At 71.5% G+C, this 20367-nt stretch carries 2 protein-coding genes (1 of these 2 running past the window's edge); both read right to left on the reverse strand.

Annotated elements, in window-relative coordinates:
* On the reverse strand, positions 1-18601 hold the 5' end (the start) of the coding sequence (locus tag Aple_RS54760; RefSeq protein WP_246264854.1) for a type I polyketide synthase. Its footprint begins 30707 nt before the window's first position; only the first 18601 of its 49308 coding nucleotides appear in the window; its start codon is at positions 18599-18601; its stop codon lies off the left edge, out of view.
* A 39-nt stretch (positions 18602-18640) separates the two neighbouring features.
* A partial coding sequence (locus Aple_RS29025; RefSeq protein WP_155347887.1) for an SDR family NAD(P)-dependent oxidoreductase occupies positions 18641-20367 on the reverse strand: 1727 nt, incomplete at its 5' end.

Here is a 20367-nt window from a genome sequence, read left to right on the forward strand (position 1 = left end):
CATCCTCGGACGCCTGCACCGCCACCATCGCCCCACCGGCAGGAAGCGCCTGCATCAGCCGTGCCCGAGCCGCGACCAGCGCACACGCGTCCCGAAGCGACAGCACCCCGGCCACATGCGCCGCAGTGATCTCCCCGATCGAGTGCCCGGCCAGCACCTCCGGCCGCACACCCCAGGATTCGACCAGCCGGAACAGCGCGGTCTCCACCGCGAACAGCGCCGGCTGCGCCCATCCGGTCTGATCCAGCGCCTCCGTACCCGGCTCGGCGAACAGCACCTCACGCAGCGAACCGTCGAGAAGCGGGTCAAGCTCCGCGATCACCGCGTCCAAGGCCTCGGCGAACACCGGGAACCGGTCGTACAGCTCCCGGCCCATCCCCGCCCGCTGGCTCCCCTGACCGGTGAACAACACCGCCGGCTTCGGCTCGGCCGCGGCCAGCCCGTGCAGCACACCCGCGCTCGGGCGGTCTTCGGCCAGTGCCCGCAGGCCGGCGACCGCGCCCGCGAGGTCGGCGGCCACCACGGCCGCCCTGTACTCGAACGCCGAGCGCGTGGTGGCCTGCGAGAACGCCACATCGGCCAGCCACAGCTCTGGCTCGCCCTCCACGTACGAGGCAAGCTGCCCGGCCTGCGCGCGCATCGCCTCCGCCGACCGGCCGGAAACCATAACCGGCACGACTCCGGCTGGCGAACGGCCCTCGAATTCCTGGTCTTCGGCGTCCGGTGCTTCGACCCGCTCGATGATCAGGTGTGCGTTGGTGCCGCTGATCCCGAACGACGACACCGCCGCACGGCGAGGGTGACCGTTCTTCGGCCACTCGGCCGGCTCGGTCAGCAGCTCCACCGCACCGGAGGCCCAGTCCACGTGCGAGGACGGCTCGTCCACGTGCAGCGTCTTGGGCAGCATCCCGTGCCGCATGGCCATGACCATCTTGATCACACCGGCCACACCCGCGGCGGCCTGGGTGTGCCCGATGTTCGACTTGATCGACCCCAGCAGCAGCGGACGGTCCTCCGGCCTGCCCTGCCCGTAGGTCGCCAAAAGCGCCTGCGCCTCGATCGGGTCACCCAGCGCCGTACCCGTGCCGTGGCCCTCCACCACGTCGACATCAGCGGGAGCCAGCCCCGCGCCGGCCAGCGCCTGGCGGATCACCCGCTGCTGCGAAGGACCGTTCGGTGCCGTAAGACCGTTCGACGCACCGTCCTGGTTGACCGCCGACCCGCGCATGACAGCCAGCACCTGGTGACCGTTGCGCCGCGCGTCCGACAGCCGCTCCAGCACCACCAAGCCCACACCTTCGGACCAACTGGTGCCGTCGGCGGCATCCGAATAGGACTTACACCGCCCGTCGGCGGCCAGCCCGCCCTGGGCGCTGAACTCCATGATCCCCATCGGCGAGGCGACCACGGTCACACCGCCCGCCAGCGCCAGCGAGCACTCACCCGAGCGCAGCGCCTGCGCCGCGAGGTGCATCGCCACCAGCGAGGAGGAGCAGGCGGTGTCCACCGTCACCGCCGGGCCCTCAAGCCCCAAGGTGTAGGACAGCCGGCCCGAGAGCACGCTCCCCGACTGGCCCGTCACCATGAAGCCGCGGGCCTCATCTGACGGGATGTAGCCGGACGCGCCGGCGCCGACGTACACCCCGGTGTAGCTGCCGCGCAGCGACAGCGGGTCGATCCCGGCGCGCTCGACCGCCTCCCAGGTGGTCTCGAGCAGCACCCGCTGCTGCGGGTCCATGGCGAGCGCCTCACGCGGCGAGATCCCGAAGAAGCCGGCGTCGAACTCCGCGACGTCGGGCATGAACCCGCCCTGGAAGTCCAGTTCGCCGTTCACCTGCCAGCCCCGGTCGAGCGGCAGGGGGGAGACGGCGTCGCGCCCCTCCGTGACGAGCTGCCACAGATCCTCCGGAGAGTGCACTCCGCCGGGGTAGCGGCACGCCATGCCCACGATCACGATCGGATCGTCGGCCACCGACGCGATCGGCGTCGCGGCGATGACATCGCCGTGCTCACCCAGCAGTTCGGCCAGCAGGAACTCCGCCAGCACCACGGGGGTCGGGTAGTCGAACACCAGGGTGGCGGGCAGCCGCAGCCCGGTCGCGGCGTTCAGCCGGTTGCGCAGTTCCACCGCGGTGAGCGAGTCGAAGCCCAGTTCGCGGAACTCCCGGCGCACCTCCAGCATCTGCGGCGAGGTGTGCCCGAGCACCGTGGCCGCCTGGGCCCGGACCAGGTCGATCACCAGACGGCTCCGGTCGGCGGGGGCCAGTCCGGCCAGTTGCCGCAGCAGCGCCTGGTCGGCGCCCGATACCGGGGCCGCCGCCGTACGGCGTGTGCTCCGCACCAGCGAGCGGAGCAGCGGCGGGATCTCACCGAGCGCCTGCAACGCGGGCAGGTTGAGCCGGGCCGGCGCGACCACCGGCGTGTCGCAGCCCAGGGCCGCGTCGAAGAGTGCCAGGCCCTCGGCGAAGGAGAACAGGTGGAACCCCGCGGCCACCAGCCGGCGGAGGTCGGTCTCGCTGAGCTCGCCGGCCATGCCGGCGTCCGCCGCCCACGGACCCCACACCAGGGACAGGCCCGGCATGCCCTGGGCGCGGCGGTGCTGAGCCAGCGCGTCCAGGTAGGCGTTGGCCGCCGCGTAGCCGCCAAGACCCGGGCCGCCGACCAGCCCGGCCATCGAGGAGTACAGGACGAAGGCGGCCAGGTCGAGGTCCCGCGTCAGCTCGTGGAGGTGCCAGGCGCCATCGGCCTTGGGCCCGAACACGGTGGCCAGCCGGCGCTCGTCCAGCGACGGGATCATGCCGTCGTCGCGTACGCCCGCGGTGTGGACGACCGCGGTGAGCGGGTGCTCCGCGGGCACGCCGGCGAGCAGCTCCGCCACCTGATCCCGATCGGCCAGGTCGCAGGCGGCGATGGTGACCTCGGCGCCGTGGGCGATCAGTTCGGCCGCCAGTTCCACCGCGCCCGGAGCGTCCATGCCCCTGCGGCCGGCCAGCAGCAGATGCCGAACCCCGTGCTCGGCCACCAGATGCCGGGCCAGGCTGCTGCCCAGGCCGCCGGTGCCACCCGTGATCAGAACGGTGCCGTCGAGATCCAGCCGCGCGGCGTCTCCCCCTGGCGTCAGGCGGACCAGCCGGGGCACGCGGGCCACGTGGCCGCGAATCGCCACCTGGGGCTCGCCGCAGGCCAGCGCCTCAGGCAGCGCCGACAGCGCGGTCTCCCGCTCGTCCACATCGACCAGCAGGAAGCGGTCGGGGTTCTCGGCCTGCGCGACGCGGACCAGACCCCAGACGGCCGCCGCCGCCGGATCCGTAAACGCTTCGTCTTCCGTGCCGGCGACCGCGCCCCTGGTGACCAGCACCAGCCTGGATTCGGTGAACCGCTCATCCGCCAGCCACTGCCGCAGGAGTTCCAGGACCCGGCCGGTCACCTCCTGTGCCGCCGCCGCGCCGACCGCCATCACGGGCGAGGCGATCTCGACGGCCACGACGTCCGGCACCCGGTCCGGCGAGGAGAGGCCGGACGCGGCCCAGCGCAGCTCGTCCAGTCCGGACCGGTTCAGTTCGGACCAGTCCAGCTCGACGCAGTCCAGCCCGGCCATCGCGTCCGTCGGGGAGACGACCGTCGGCGCGACCGCCCACTCCAGCGCGAACAGCGCGTCCCGCTCCAGCCCTTGAGCGCCGGAGACGAGCATCTGGTCAGCGGACACCGGGCGGAACACCAGCGACTCCGCCGTCAGCACCGGCGCGCCCTCGGCGTCCACCGCCGCCAGCGACACCGAACCGCTCCCGGTCCTGGCCAGCCGTACCCGCAACGCCGATGCGCCGCCCGCGTGCAGGCACACGCCGACCCAGGAGAACAGCAGCCGCCCCTGGCCCGGCTCCACGAGGTCCATGAACGAGGCCGGCTGCAACGCCGCGTCGAGGAGGGCGGGATGCAGGCCGAACGAGCCGGCGTCGCCGACCTCCTCGGGCACCGCGACCTCGGCGAAGATCTCCCCGTCCCGCTGCCAGGCCGCCCGCAGTCCCTTGAAGGTCGGCCCGTATCGCACGCCGCCCTCGGCCAGGTCGTCGTACAGCCCGTCCAATGTGATCGGCGCCGCGCCCGCGGGCGGCCACACGGTCGTGTCGAACCGTGCCGTACGCGCGCCGACCGCCAGCACGCCGGCCGCGTGCCGCACCCAGGGCTGGTCCGGCGTGTCGGCCGGTCGGGCGTAGATGGCCAGGTTCCTGCGGCCTGTTTCGTCGGACGCGCTCACCACCACCTGGACGGCGACGGCGTCGTCCGTGCCGAGCACCAGCGGGGCCGCCAGGGTGAGCTCTTCCACCCGGTCGCAGCCGACCTGGTCACCGGCCCGGATCGCCAGCTCGAGGAACCCGGTGCCGGCGAACAGGGCCGTGCCGGCCACCGCGTGATCGGCCAGCCACGGGTGCGACCGCAGCGACATCAGGCCGGTGAGCAGCGCGCCGTCGGAGTCGGCGAGCCCGACGGCGGCGCCCAGCAGCGGATGCCCCGCCGCGGCGAGGCCGAGCCCTCGGGCGTCGGCGATCCGCATCCCGCTCGGCCAGAACCTGTGGTGCTGGAAGGCGTAGGTGGGCAGGTCGATCCGGCGTCCGCCGGACAGGACCGGCCGCCAGTCCACCGCCACGCCGCGGACGAACAGCTCGGCCGCCGAGATCAGGACCCGGTCCAGCCCGTCCTCGTCACGGCGCAAGGTCCCGGCGACCACCGCGGTCACGCCCGCCTGGTCCACCGCCTGTTCGATCCCCAGCGTCAGCAACGGATGCGGGCCAACCTCGACGAACGCCCGGTACCGCTCCTCCAGCAGCCGCTCGATCGCCGGCGCGAACTCCACGGTCCGCCGCACGTTCTCGTACCAGTAGCCGGCGTCCAGTTCGGTGCCGTCCAGCCATTGGCCGGTCGCCGTCGACAGCATCGGGATCCGCGCGGTACGGGGCGACACTTCCGCCAGATCCGCCAGCAGTTCGTCCCGGAGCGCGTCGACCTGCGGTGAGTGCGCGGCGAAGTCGGCGCCGGCCAGCTGCCAGCGCATCACCCCGTCGGCCGACAAGCGGCGCTCCAGCACCCGCATGGCCTCCGGGTCACCGGCCACGGTCACCACCCGGGGTCCGTTGACCGCCGCGATCGAGATCCGGTCCAGCAGATCAGCGGCGGCCAGTGCCGCGCGAACCTGCTCCGCCGGAGCCATCACCGACAGCATCACCCCGCGCCCGGCCAGCCGGTCGGCGATCAGGCGGCTGCGCAAGGCCACCACCCGGGCGCCGTCCTGGAGAGACAGGCCACCCGCGACCACCGCAGCGGCGATCTCGCCTTGAGAGTGGCCGACCACGGCGTCGGGGCGGACGCCCAGCGACTCCCATACCGCCGCCAAAGAGACCATCACCGCGAACGACACCGGCTGGACCACATCCACCCGATCCAGCCCGTCGGCCTGGCGAATCACGTCCAGCAACGACCAGTCCACGAACGGCTCCAACGCCGCCGCGCACTCCGCCATCCGACCCGCGAAGACCGGCGACTCCTCAAGGAGACGCCTGCCCATGCCGACCCACTGGGCTCCCTGGCCTGGGAACACCCACGCCGACTTCCCGTCGACGTCGGCCACACCCGCGACCACGCGGGCCGTCGGCTCACCGGCCTCGACCGCGGACAGGCCCGCCAGCAGTTCCTGACGGTTACGTCCGACCACCACCGCGCGGTGCTCGAACAATGCCCGCGACACCACCAGCGAGAACGCCGTATCGAGATCGCTGTGTGCGTCGAGGCGGGCGCTCAGCCGACGCGCCTGCGCCGACAACGCCTTACCCGTACGGCCCGAGATCACCCAGGGCACTACCCCGGCAGGCTCGGCGACCGCCGGTTCGGCGACCCCCTCCGGCCCTTGCTCCAGGATCATGTGGGCGTTGGTGCCGCTGATGCCGAACGACGACACGGCGGCCCTGCGCGGGTGATCGGTCTGCGGCCACTCCCGCTGCTCCGTCAGCACTTCGACCGCGCCGGAGTCCCAGTCCACGTGCGAGGACAGCGCGTCCACGTGCAGCGTCTCGGGCAGCACGCCATGCCGCATGGCCATGACCATCTTGATCACACCCGCCACGCCCGCGGCGGCCTGGGTGTGCCCGATGTTCGACTTGACCGACCCCAGCAGCAGCGGCTGATCGCGATCCTGCCCATAGGTGGCCAGCAGTGCCTGCGCCTCGATCGGGTCACCCAGCGTCGTACCCGTACCGTGCGCCTCGACCGCGTCCACCTCGGCGGGGGACAGACCCGCGACGGCGAGAGCCTTCCGGATCACCCGCCGTTGCGAGGGCCCGTTCGGCGCCGTCAGGCCGTTGGACGCCCCGTCCTGGTTGATCGCCGAACCGCGCACGATCGCCAGCACCTGATGCCCGTTGCGCTGAGCGTCCGACAGCCGCTCCAGCATCACCAGGCCGACGCCTTCGGACCACCCGATGCCGTCCGCCGAGTCGGAGAACGCCTTGCACCGGGCATCCGGCGCCAGCCCGCCCTGCTCCCCGAGCTCCCCGAACCCCGCGAGAGTCGATATGACGGTGACGCCGCCCGCCACCGCGAGCGAGCATTCCCCGTTGCGCAGGGCCTGGGCCGCCATGTGGATGGTCACCAGCGACGACGAGCACGCGGTGTCCACCGTCACCGCCGGGCCCTCAAGACCGAAGGTGTAGGAGATCCGGCCGGAGGCCACACTGGCCAGCATGCCGGTCATGATGTGGCCGCGGGACTCCTCCCCTGGCATGTAACCCGAGCCGACGGAACCGATGAAAACGCCGGTGTCGCTGCCCCGCAGCGAGTCCGCGTCGATGCCCGCGCGTTCGAGGACCTCCCAGGTCGTCTCCAGCAGCAGGCGCTGCTGCGGATCCATCGCCAGCGCCTCGCGCGGTGAGATCCGGAAGAACTCCGCGTCGAATTCGGGCGCGTCGAAGATGAACCCGCCCTTCAGGCCCAGATCGCTGAAGCTCTGCCAGCCGCGGTCGGTCGGGAGCGGGGTGATGGCGTCCTGGCCCTCGACGACCAGCCGCCACAGGTCCTCCGGAGAGTTGACCCCGCCCGGGAAGCGGCAGGCCATCGAGACGACGACGATGGGGTCGTCCGACGTCGAGGCCGTGGCCACCGGCAGCATGGCGTCGCCGTGCGCGCCGAGCACCTCGCTCAACAGGTGCTCGCCGAGCACGGTGGGGGTGGGGTAGTCGAAGACGACGGTGGAGGACAGGCGCAGCCCGGTGGCGGCGTTGAGCCGGTTGCGCAGCTCGATCGCGGTCAGCGAGTCGAAGCCCAGCTCGCGGAACTCACGGCGCCCCTGCACCGCCTCCAGCGAAGGATGCCCGAGGACGGCGGCGGCCTGCGCCCGGACCAGATCGACGACGAACCGGGCGCGGTCGGCCTGCGCCAGACCGGCCAGCTGCCGCAGCAGCACCCCTTCTCCGGCGGCGGGCGCCGACGCCGCGGTACGGCGGGTGCTCTTCACGAGCCCGCGCAGCAGCGGCGGCACCAGCTGAGCGGGCATCGCCGGCATGTTCAGCCGTACGGGGACCACGAGCGGGGAATCCGAGCCGATGGCCGTGTCGAACAGCGCCAGTCCGTGCTCGGTGGTGATGGGCGGCAGACCGGCGGCGGTCATCCGCTGGACGTCGGCCTGCGACATGCCCCCGGTCATTCCGGTGGCTTGTGCCCACAATCCCCAGGGAAGTGACAAGCCCGGCAGCCCTTGCGCCTGACGTCGGGCCATCAGCGCGTCCACCCAGGCGTTGGCCGCCGCGTAGTTGCCCTGACCGGCGCCGCCCAGCAGCCCGGCCAGCGAGGAGAACACCACGAACGCGGCCAGATCCATGTCCTGGGTCAGCTCGTGCAGATGCCAGGCGGCGTCCACCTTCGGCCGCAGCACCGACTCCAGCCGCTCCGGCGTCAGCGAGGCGATGGTTCCGTCATCGAGGACTCCGGCCGCGTGGATCACCGCGGTCAGCGGATGCTCGGCGCCGATCCCGGCCAGCAGGCCGGCCACCGCGTCCCGATCGGCCATGTCGCAGGCGGCGATGGTCACGTGCGCGCCTCGCGCGGTCAGTTCCCGCGCCAGCTCACGTGCGCCGGCCGCTTCCGGACCCCTTCGGCTGACCAGCAGCAGGTGCCGTACGTCGTGCTCGGCCACCAGATGCCGCGCGAACACCGCGCCCAGACCGCCCGTACCACCCGTGATCAACACCGTGCCCTCGGGGTTCCACCGCCGGGGCATCGTCAGGACGATCTTGCCGGTGTGCCGAGCCTGGCTCATGAACCGGAACGCCTCACGACCCCGCCGCACATCCCAGGCCGTGACCGGTAGCGGCCGCACTTCACCGGCCGCGAACAGTTCCATGAGCTCGGCCAGGATCTGGCGCAGCCGCTCGGGTCCGGCATCCAGGATGTCGAACCAGTGGTACGTCAGCCCGGGGAACTGGTCCTGGTCGCGGATGTCCAGTTTGCCCATCTCGATGAACCGGCCGCCCGGGCGCAGCAACCGCGCGGAAGCGTCGATGAAGTCGCCGGTCAGCGAGTTCAGGACCACATCGATCCCCCGCCCGCTGAACCGCTCCTCGAACTCCAGGGTCCGCGAGGACGCGATGTGATCATCCGGGATGCCCAGCGAGCGGAGGACGTCCCACTTGGCCGGGCTGGCCGTGGCGAACACCTCCACCCCCAGGCGCTGAGCCAGCTGAATCGCCGCCATACCGGTCCCCCCGGTGCCCGCGTGCACCAGCAGCGTCTCACCCGGCTGCAACCCGGCCAGATCCATCAGCCCGTAATAGGACGTCAGGAACGCCACCGGAATCGTCGCCGCCTGCTCGAAGGAGACTCCATCGGGGATCTTGGTCACCCCGCCGGCACCGGTGACCACCACTGGGCCGAAGCCGCCCTCGGTTATGCCGACCACCCGGTCACCCGGGCGCAGGTCGTCGACCTCGGGACCGACCTCCAGCACCACGCCGGCGGCCTCGCCGCCCATCAGGCCGACCTTGTCCTGGAACCAGCCCAGCGCGTTCAACCCGTCCAGCAGGTCACGGAAGTTCACCCCCGCCGCATGCACCGCGAGGCGCACCTGCCCGGCCTCCAACGGCCCGGCCGCCTGCGGGAAGGGGAGCAGCTCCAGCGCGTCCAGGCTGCCCTTGGCCCGGCTGCCCAGCCGCCACGGCACCCCACCACCCGGAGGCACCAGCCCCGCCCCCGACGCCAGCGGTGCCAGTCGCGGCACTCGCACCTCACCGTGCCGGACCGCCGCCTGCGGCTCGCCCGAGGCCATGAGCGCGGCCGATACCGCCGGCAGGGAGGACTCCTGGTCGTCCACGTCGACCAGGACGAACCGCCCCGGATTCTCCGACTGCGCCGACCGCACCAGACCCCACACCGCCGCCGCAGCCAGATCGGTGATCTCCTCACCCTCACCGGCCGTCACCGCGCCCCGCGTCACGAACACCAGTCGCGAGCTCTCCAGCCGCTCGTCGGCAAGCCACCCCTGCAGCAGGCCCAGCGCCGAAGCGGTCACTTCGTGCGCGCAGGTCACCGCGTCCGCGGCCGGATCGGTCACGATCCCGGCCAGCACCGCACCCGGAACCGGCCCCGCCTCGGCCAACGCCGACAGATCCGGATAGACCTCGACCTGATCCCTGGCAAGACCCAGCGTGTCCAGACCGACCACCACCACCGGCACCGGATCGGCCACCGGGGCATCGGAAAGCGCGGTCCATTCCAGCCGGAACAGCCCTTCCCCCAGCGTCGCCTGGCCGCCACCCGCGGCGGCGAGCTGGTCCGGCGAGAACGGCCGCAACACCAGCGACCGCGCCGACAGCACCGGCTCCCCAGCCGCGTCCACCGCCGTCAGCGTGACCGAGTCGGCAGCGGTCCGGACCAGCCGCACGCGCAGCATCGCCGCGCCTGCGGCCTGCAAGCTCACCCCACCCCAGGAGAACGGCAGCCTGCCGCCCTCGGAATCGTCAAGACCAGCGAAAGCCACCGCGTGCAACGCCGCATCCAGCAACGCCGGGTGCAACCCGAAACCGCCGGCGCTTGACTGCGTCTGCTCGGGCAGTGCGACCTCGGCGAACACCTCACCGCCGGCGCCGCGCCAGGCCGCTCGCAGCCCCTGGAACACCGGGCCGTATTCGAACCCGCTTGTGGAGAGCCCCTCGTAGAGGCCGTCGAGGTCGATCGCGGTCGCCCCCTGCGGGGGCCACACCGCCGCGTCGAACGGCGCAGCGGGGGACACGGCGGCCATGGTGGGAGTGCCGGCAGTCAGAGTGCCGGTGGCATGCCGTACCCACGGCACATCGGCGGCGGCCTCCGCCGACCGGGCGTACACGTTCACGCTCCGGTGGCCCGTCTCCTGCGCGGCGCCCACCCACACCTGTACCGCTACCGCGTCGTCCACACCCAGCACCAGTGGAGCGGTCAGGGTCAGCTCCTCGACCAGGTCACAGCCGACCTGGTCACCGGCCCGGATCGCCAACTCCAGCAACCCGGTGCCCGGGAAGATCACCGTGCCGGCCACCGCATGATCGGCCAGCCACGGATGCGACGACAGCGACAACCGGCCCGTCAGCAGCACCCCGTCGGAATCGGCCAGGCCCACCGCCGCGCCCAGCAGCGGATGACCCGCTGTCGCCAATCCCGCCGCGGCCACGTTCCCTATCCGGGAGCCTGCCCCGACGGGCCAGTACCACTGGTGCTTGAAGGCGTAGGTCGGCAGGTCGACCCGGCGTCCACCGGGTAGTACCGCCCGCCAGTCCACCGCCACACCGCGCACGAACAGTTCGGCCGCCGAGACCAGCACCCGGTCCAGGCCGCCCTCGTCCCGGCGCAGCGTCCCGGCGATCACCGCATCTGCTGCGGCCTCGTCCACGCATTCGCCGATGCCGACCGTCAACACCGGATGCGGGCTCACCTCGACAAACGCCCGATACCGCTGCTCCAGCAGCTGCCCGATCGCCGGGGCGAAGTCGACCGTGTTGCGCAGGTTGTCACACCAGTACGCCGCGTCGAGTTCCGGCCCTTCCAGCCACTGGCCGGTCACCGTCGACAGCATCGGCACCCGCACCGCACGCCCAGCCACCTCCGCCAGGACCTGGGCCAGTTCCGCACCGATCAGATCAACCTGAGCCGAATGCGAGGCATAGTCCACCGCGATACGACGAACCCGCACCCCGTCCTCGGTCAGACGCTCCACCAGCTCCTCGACGGCCTGCACCTCACCGGCCACCACCACTGAACGAGGGCCGTTGACCGCCGCGACCGACACTCGTCCGTCCCAGGCCGACAGCCGCTCCCACACCTGCTCGACGGGCAACGCCACCGACGCCATCGCGCCGAGCCCCGCCAGCCGGTCGGCGATCAGACGGCTGCGCAACGCCACCACCCGGGCGCCGTCCTGCAACGACAGACCACCCGCCACCACCGCAGCCGCGATCTCGCCCTGCGAATGCCCGACCACCGCGTCGGGACGGACTCCCAGCGACTCCCAGACGGCAGCCAAGGAGACCATCACCGCGAACGACACCGGCTGGACCACATCCACCCGATCCAGCCCGTCGGCCTGGCGGATCACGTCCAGCAACGACCAGTCCACCAACGGCTCCAACGCCGCCGCACACTCCGCCATCCGGCCCGCGAAGACCGGCGACTCCTCAAGCAGGGCAGCACCCATCCCCGCCCACTGGGCTCCCTGACCCGGGAACACCCACACCGACTTCCCGACGACATCGGCCACACCCGCGACCACGCGAGCCGCCGGCTCACCGGCCTCGACCGCCGACAGGCCCGACAGCAGCTCGCCGCGATCCCCTCCGACCACCACCGCACGGTGCTCGAACACCGACCGCGACACCACCAAAGAGGACCCCACATCCACCGGGTCCAGGTCGTCGGCCTCCACCTGCGCCGCCAGACGACGCGCCTGACCACGCAACGACTCCTCGGTCTTCGCGGACAGCATCCACGGCACCACACCACCGGCCGAACGGGCGGGCTCGCCCGCCTCCGCCGGTTCCACAACCTGTGGCCCCTGCTCCAAGATCACGTGGGCGTTGGTGCCGCTGATCCCGAACGACGACACCGCCGCCCGGCGCGGATGGCCGTTCTTGTGCCACTCCACCGGCTCGGTCAGCAGCTCCACCGCGCCAGAGGCCCAGTCCACGTGCGAGGACGGCGCATCGACATGCAACGTCTTGGGCAGCACCCCGTGCCGCATCGCCAGCACCATCTTGATCACACCGGCGACGCCCGCGGCGGCCTGCGTGTGACCGATGTTCGACTTGATCGACCCCAGCAGCAACGGACGGTCCTCGTCCCGATCCTGACCGTAGATGGCCAGCAGCGCCTGCGCCTCGATCGGGTCACCCAGCGTCGTCCCCGTACCGTGGCCTTCGACCGCGTCCACCTCGGACGGCGACAGACCGGCACCGGCCAGCGCCTGCCGGATCACCCGCTGCTGCGACGGACCGTTCGGCGCGGTCAGACCGTTGGACGCGCCGTCCTGGTTGACCGCCGAGCCACGGACGATCGCCAGGACCTGGTGCCCGTTGCGCTGAGCGTCCGACAACCGCTCCAGCACCAGGATGCCCACACCCTCGGACCAGCTCACCCCGTCGGCCGCGTCGGAGTAGGACTTGCACCGGCCGTCGCCGGCCAGCCCGCCCTGCGCGCTGAAATCGATGAACGGCCCGGGGTTGGCCATCACGGTCACGCCACCGGCCAGCGCGAGCGAGCAGTCACCGCCGCGCAGCGCCTGCGCTGCCAGGTGCATCGCCACCAGCGACGACGAGCAGGCGGTGTCCACCGTCACCGCCGGGCCCTCCAGCCCCAGCGTGTACGAAACCCGGCCGGTCGCGACGCTGCCCGTGCTACCGGTACCGACGAACCCCATCACTTCTGGCGGGAACGACACGCTGTTCGCGTAGTCGTGATACATCAGTCCGGCGAACACCCCGGTACGGCTGCCGCGCAACGAGACCGGGTCGATCCCCGCCCGCTCGATCGCCTCCCAGGACGTCTCCAGCAGCAACCGCTGCTGCGGATCCATCGCCAGCGCCTCATGGGGCGAGATCCCGAAGAACCCGGGGTCGAACTCCCCCGCCTCGTGCAGGAAGCCGGCTTCGCGCACATAGCTCGTGCCCCGGCGTTCCCGATCCGAGCTGTAGAAGGCTCCCAGATCCCAGCCGCGCGTGGTCGGGAAGGGCGAGATCCCGTCTCCACCCTCAGTCACCAACCGCCACAGATCCTCCGGCGAGGCGACCCCGCCCGGATAGCGGCAGGCCATGCCCACGATCACGATCGGGTCGTCGGCCACCGGCCGGGCCTCGGTGGGAACCACCATGTCGGCGTGCTCGCCGAGCAGCTCGGCCAGCAGGAATTCCGCCAGCAGCGTCGGGGTCGGGTAGTCGAACACCAGCGTGGCCGGCAACCGCAGCCCTGTCGTACCGTTCAGCCGGTTGCGAAGGTCCACCGAGGTCAGCGAGTCGAAGCCCAGCTCGCGGAACTCCCGCCGCACCTCCACCGTCTCCGGCGAGAGGTGCCCCAGCACCATGGCCACCTCGGTCCGTACCAGATCCACCAGGACCTCGGCGCGCTCGGCCGCCCCCAGCCGCGCCAGCCGCTGCAGCAGCGTGCTGGCCGTCGCCGACTTTCCGATGGCGGACCGGCGCCTTCCCCGCACCAGCTTCCGCAACAGTGGCGGTACTTCGCCCAGCGTGCGCAGCACCGCCAGATCCAGCCGGACGGGTGCCACGGCCGGTTCGCCGGAACGGAGCGCCGACTCGAACAAAGCGACGCCCTGTTCCGGTGCGAGAGGCGGAGTACCGGCACGGGCCAGCCGCGCCATCTCGCCATCGCTCAAGTCGCCGGTCATCCCGCTGTCCTGAGCCCACGCACCCCAGGCGAGCGACAGCCCGGGCAATCCGGCAGCCTGGCGGTGCTGGGTCAGCGCGTCGAGGAAGGAGTTGGCCGCGGCATAGTTGCCCTGGCCGGGAGCTCCGATCGTGCCCGCCGCCGACGAGAACACGACGAACTCGGCCAGATCAAGATCCGCGGTGAGTTCGTGCAGGTGCCAGGCGGCGTCCACCTTCGGCCGCAGTACCGACTCCAGCCGTTCCGGCGTCAGCGAGGCGATGGTCCCGTCGTCCAGCACACCCGCGGTGTGGATCACCGCGGTCAGCGGATGATCGGCGTCGACCTCGGACAGCAGGGCCGCCACCTGGTCCCGGTCGGTCACGTCACACGCCACGACCGTGACCTCGACACCGTGGGCGATCAGCTCGGCCCGCAGCTCCTCCGCGCCCGGAGCATCCAGGCCCCTCCGGCTGACCAGCAGCAGATGCCGTACGTCGCGCTCGGCCACCAGATGCCGCGCGAACAGCGCGCCCAGACCACCGGTCCCACCAGTGATCAACACCGCGCCGTCCGGATCCCACGGCCGTTCGACCTCGGCGCCGGGCACGACCCGCACCAGCCGGGCCACCCGCGCCTCACCACCGCGCACCGCCACCTGCGGCTCATCGGAGGCGAGCACCCCGGCCAGCACCGGCCCGGACAGCTCCCCATCGACATCCACCAGGACAAACCGCCCCGGATTCTCCGACTGCGCCGACCGCACCAACCCGCACGCGGCAGCCGCGGCCAGATCGGTGACGGCCTCACCCTCACCCACGGCCACCGCGCCCCGCGTCACGAACACCAGCCGTGAATCGCGATACCGCTCGTCGGCCAGCCATTCCTGCAACACGGTCAGAACGCGCGCGGTCAGCTCGTGCGTCGACTGCACCACCGCGCCGTCGCAGCTCATTTCGGTCACCACGGCACCCGGCGCCTGGTCCGCGTCCCCGAACACCGACGCGAGGTCGAACGTGTGGATGTCAACCGTCGGCGGGGCGGGTTCGGTGGACGGCGCCACCCGCGCCGACGGCAACGCCGTCCACTCCACCCTGAACAGGGGGTCCCGCTCGCTCCTGCGCTCATCCGCACCGGTGTCGCCCGTGATCGGGCGCAGGATGAGCGACCGCGCCGTAAGCACCGGCTCACCCGCCGCATCGGCCACCGCCAGCGAGACGGCATCGCCCTCGGTCCTGGCCAGCCGTACCCGCAGAGCCGACGCGCCACCGGCGTGCAGGCACACCTCACCCCAGGAGAACGGCAACCGGACGCCCTCGGCATCGTCAAGACCGGCGAAGGTCACCACGTGCAACGCCGCGTCCAGCAGAGCCGGATGTACGCCGAAGGAGCCGGCGTCCGACTCCAGCCGGCTCGGCAGGCTCACCTCGGCGAAGATCTCGTCATCACGCCGCCAGGCCGCCCGCAGGCCCCGGAACAGCGGCCCGTAACTCAGCCCGCCCTCGGCGAGTTGCTCGTACAGCCCGTCCAACTCGATCGCGGACGCGCCCTGCGGCGGCCAGACATCGGTGTCGAGTCGCTCCGCGGTCTGGCCGCCGGCGGCGAGGACGCCGACCGCGTGCCGTACCCACGGCTCGTCGTCGGCGGCCTCCGCCGACCGGGTGTAGATGCTCAGGTCACGTCTGCCGGACTCTTCCGCGCCCACCCACACCTGCACTGCCACGGCGTCGGTTTCGCCCAGGACGAGCGGCGCCGCCAGGGTGAGCTCCTCGACCAGGTCGCAGCCGACCTGGTCACCGGCCCGGATCGCCAGCTCCAGGAACGCGGTGCCGGGGAACAGCACCCGCCCGCCCACGACGTGATCGGCGAGCCAGGCCTGCGACCGCAGCGACAGCTGGCCGGTCAGCAGAACGCCGTCCGAAGCGGCCAGCGCCACAGCGGCGCCCAGCAAAGGATGCCCTGCCGCGGTCAGCCCCAGGTTTCGAGCGTCGCCCATGCGCTGGGTGCGGGGCCAGTACAACTCGTGCTGGAACGGGTAGGTGGGCAGGTCGACGCGGCGGCCGTGCGGGAGCACCGCCTGCCAGTCGACCGGCACCCCGTGCACGTGCAGTTCTGCCAGCGCCATCATGGACGCTGCCGACTCGTCGCGGTCCTTGCGCAATACCGGGACGAGCACGGCATCCGCATCGAGCGTGTCGCCGGCCATGGCGGTCAGGACGCCGTCAGGGCCCAGTTCCAGATACGCCCGTACGCCCTGGGCGTGCAGCGTGCGGACGCCGTCGGCGAACCTGACCGCGCCTCGGACCTGGTCCACCCAGTAATCCGGCGAGCACAGCTGCTCGTCCGTGGCCAGTTCGCCGGTCACGTTCGAGACCACGGGAATTTCCGGCGGACTGTAGGTCAGCGTCCGGGCCAGGGCGCGGAAGTCCGCCAGCATCGGGTCCATCAACGGCGAATGGAACGCATGCGAGACCCGCAACCGCCGTGTCCTGACCCCCCGTTCTTCCAGAACGGCCGCGACGCTAAGGACCGGGCCCTCAACCCCGGAGATCACCACGGCGTTCGGACCGTTCACCGCCGCGATCGACACCTCGCCCGCACGCTCCGCCAGCAGCGCGGCGACCTCCTCCTCCGAGGCCTGGACCGCGACCATCGCCCCACCCGCGGGCAGCGCCTGCATCAACCGCGCCCGGCCCGCCACCAGCGCACACGCGTCGCTCAGAGACAGCACCCCGGCCACGTGAGCGGCGGTGAGCTCCCCGATCGAATGACCGGCCAGCACATCCGGCACCACACCCCAGGACTCCACCAGCCGGAACAGGGCCGTCTCCAGCGCGAACAGCGCCGGCTGCGCCCACCCCGTCCGATCCAGCAGCTCCGCCTCGGCGAACATGACGTCGCGCAGCGGCCTGTCGAGCAGCGGGTCCAGCTCCGCGATCACCGCGTCCAAAGCCTTGGCGAACACCGGGAAGCGCTCATACAACTCGCGGCCCATGCCCGCCCGCTGGCTGCCCTGGCCCGTGAACAGCACCGCCAGCTGTGGCTCCGCCCCGGCCACCGCGCGCACCACACCCGCACCCGGCAGGTCCTCGGCTAGCGCGTCCAGCCCGGCCAGCAGACCATCACGGTCCCCGGCCAGCACGACTGCTCGATGCTCGAACGCCGACCGCGTTGTGGCAAGCGCGAACGCGGTGTCGGCAAGCGCCACCTCGCGGTGGTCCTCCACATGCGAGGCCAGCCGCCCGGCCTGCGCCCGCAGTGCCTCCGCCGTGCGGCCCGACACCAGCACCGGTACCACACCAGCGGCCGGCGCCGGATCCTCTACACCTGGTTCCTCCGGCCCTTCCTCCAAGATCACATGCGCGTTCGTGCCGCTGATCCCGAACGACGACACGGCGGCCCGGCGCGGACGGCCGGCCCGCGGCCACTCCACCGGCTCGGTCAGCAGTTCCACCGCACCCGCCGACCAGTCCACATGCGAGGACGGCGCATCGACGTGCAGCGTCTTGGGCAGCACCTCATGCCGCATGGCCATGACCATCTTGATCACACCCGCCACGCCGGCGGCGGCCTGGGTGTGACCGATGTTCGACTTGATCGACCCCAGCAGCAGCGGGCGGCCCTCCGGCCGATCCTGCCCGTATGTCGCCAGCAGCGCCTGCGCCTCGATCGGGTCGCCCAGCGTCGTACCCGTACCGTGCCCCTCGACCACATCCACGTTGGCGGGCGTGAGCCCGGCGCCGGCCAGTGCCTGCCGGATCACCCGCTGCTGAGAAGGACCGTTCGGCGCGGTCAACCCGTTCGACGCGCCATCCTGGTTCACCGCGGAACCACGGACGACCGCCAGCACCTGATGCCCGTTGCGGCGCGCGTCCGACAGCCGCTCCAGCACCAGCATGCCGATGCCCTCAGCCCACCCCGTGCCGTCCGCCGCGTCGGCGAACGGCTTGCACCGCCCGTCGGCCGCGAGCCCGCCCTGGGCGCTGAAGTCGATGAACATGCCTGGCGTGGCCATCACGGTCACACCACCGGCCAGCGCCAGGCCGCACTCGCCCGAGCGCAGCGCCTGCGCCGCCAGATGCAACGCCACCAGGGAGGAGGAACACGCGGTGTCCACCGTCACCGCCGGGCCTTCCAGCCCCAGCGTGTACGAAATCCGGCCAGTCGCGACGCTCCCCGCGGTGCCGGTGCTGGCGAAGCTCCGCACTTCCGGCGGGAATTCAACACTCGGGCCGTAGTCGTGATACATCACACCGGCGAACACACCGGTACGGCTGCCCTTCAGCGAACCCGGATCGATCCCCGCCCGCTCGAAAGCCTCCCACGACACCTCCAGCAGCAACCGCTGCTGCGGATCCATCGCCAAAGCCTCACGCGGCGAAATACCGAAGAACCCCGGATCGAACTCCCCTGCCCCGTGCAGGAACCCGCCCTCACGCACATAACTACTGGTCCCCCGGCGCTCCCGATCCGCGTTGAACAGCCCGGCCAGATCCCAGCCGCGGGACGTCGGGAATTCACCGATCCCATCCCCGCCCTCGGCCACCAGACGCCACAAATCCTCCGGAGAGTTGACGTCACCCGGGAAGCGGCACGCCATCGACACAATCGCGATCGGATCGTGCCTGCCCGACTCGACCTCCTGGAGCCGTCGACGGGTCTCGCGCAAATCGGCGGCGACCGACTTAAGGTAGTCAACGAGCTTCCGGTCTTCCGACATCGGGGCTGACCTCCGAAGTGTTCCGAGGCCAGCCCAGAATCACAGGTCTCTGAGTTGGCCCAGTTCGCTCTCGATGATGCCGAGGATGTCCTCGGTACTCGCCGATTCGAGCATGTCGGCAACCGCGATTTCACTAGTCTCTGAACCGCTCGCGGTCACCTTCGCCAACAGCTGCCGCAGCCGCGTCTCGATACCGTTCCGCGTGATTTCGTCGAGCCCGTCCTCGGAAAGCATGTCCTCGAATCGGTCGAGGTCGGCCAGCAACGACGGCTTCTCGGCTGCGGTTTCCCCGGGAGCGATTTCCGCGAGGAGATGTTCGGCGAGGACAGCGGGCGTGGGGTAGTCGAAGATGAGGGTTGCGGGTAGGCGCAACCCGGTGGCGGCGTTGAGCCGGTTGCGCAGTTCGATCGCGGTCAGCGAGTCGAAGCCCAGCTCGCGGAACTCCCGCCGGACTTCCACCGCAGCGGGGTCGGAGTGTCCGAGGACGGCGGCGGCCTGAGCGCGTACCAGGTCGGCCAGCAGGCGGACCTGCTTGGGGTTGCTGAGACCGGTCAGCTGCCGGGACAGCGCCTCGCCCGCGCCACCGCCCGCCGCCGCCGACGCGGCTGTGCGGCGGGTGCCGCGTACCAGCCCGCGGAACAGCGGCGGCACCTGCCCTTGCGGCAGTGCGGACGGGTTCACCCGTACCGGAACGACGAATGGTGAATCCGAGCCGATGGCCGTGTCGAACAGGGCCAGCCCCTGCTCGGTGGTGATGGGCGGCAGCGCGGCAGCGGTCATCCGCTGCACGTCTGCCTGCGACAGGCTCCCGGTCATTCCGGTGGACTGCGCCCACATCCCCCACGCCAGGGACAACCCTGGCAGTCCCTGGGCCCGGCGGTGGGCCATCAATGCGTCCAGCCACACATTGGCCGCCGCGTAGTTGCCCTGACCGGCGTTGCCCGTCAGCCCGGACAGCGAGGAGAACACCACGAAGCCGGCCAGATCAAGATCTGCGGTGAGCTCGTGCAGATGCCAGGCGGCGTCCACCTTCGGCCGCAACACCACATCCAGCCGCTCCGGCGTCAGCGAGGTGATGATCCCGTCGTCCAGCACACCCGCCGTATGGATCACAGCGGTCAGCGGATGACCGGCATCAACTTGCGCCAGCAGCGCCGCCACCTGATCCCGGTCGGCCACATCACAGGCGGCGATGGTCACGTGCGCGCCCTGCGCGGCCAGGTCCTGCTCAAGCTCACGTGCGCCAGCCGCCTCCAAGCCCCTTCGGCTGGCCAGCAGCAGATGCCGCACGCCGTGCTCGGCCACCAGATGCCTGGCCAGCTCGGCACCCAGACCACCGGTGCCACCGGTGATCAGCACCGTACCGTCCGGGTCCCACCGGCGCGGCATCGTCAGCACGATCTTGCCGGTGTGCCGGGCCTGGCTCATGAACCGGAACGCCTCACGACCCCGGCGCACATCCCACGCCGTGACGGGTAGCGGCCGCAGCTCGCCGGTTGCGAACAGCCCTGCCAGCTCGGTCAGGATCTCCCGCAACCGCTCAGGTCCGGCGTCCATCACATCGAACCAGTGATACGTCAGCCCAGGGAACTGCTCCTGGTCACGGATGTCCAGCTTGCCCATCTCGATGAACCGGCCACCCGGACGCAACAGACGAACCGAAGCGTCGATGAACCCCCCGGTCAGCGAGTTGAGGACCACATCGATCCCCCGGTCACGGAACCGCTCCTCGAACTCCAGGGTCCGCGAGGACGCGATGTGATCAT

Origin of the sequence: Acrocarpospora pleiomorpha, from assembly GCF_009687885.1 — a bacterium.
In the GTDB taxonomy this organism is placed as follows: domain Bacteria; phylum Actinomycetota; class Actinomycetes; order Streptosporangiales; family Streptosporangiaceae; genus Acrocarpospora; species Acrocarpospora pleiomorpha.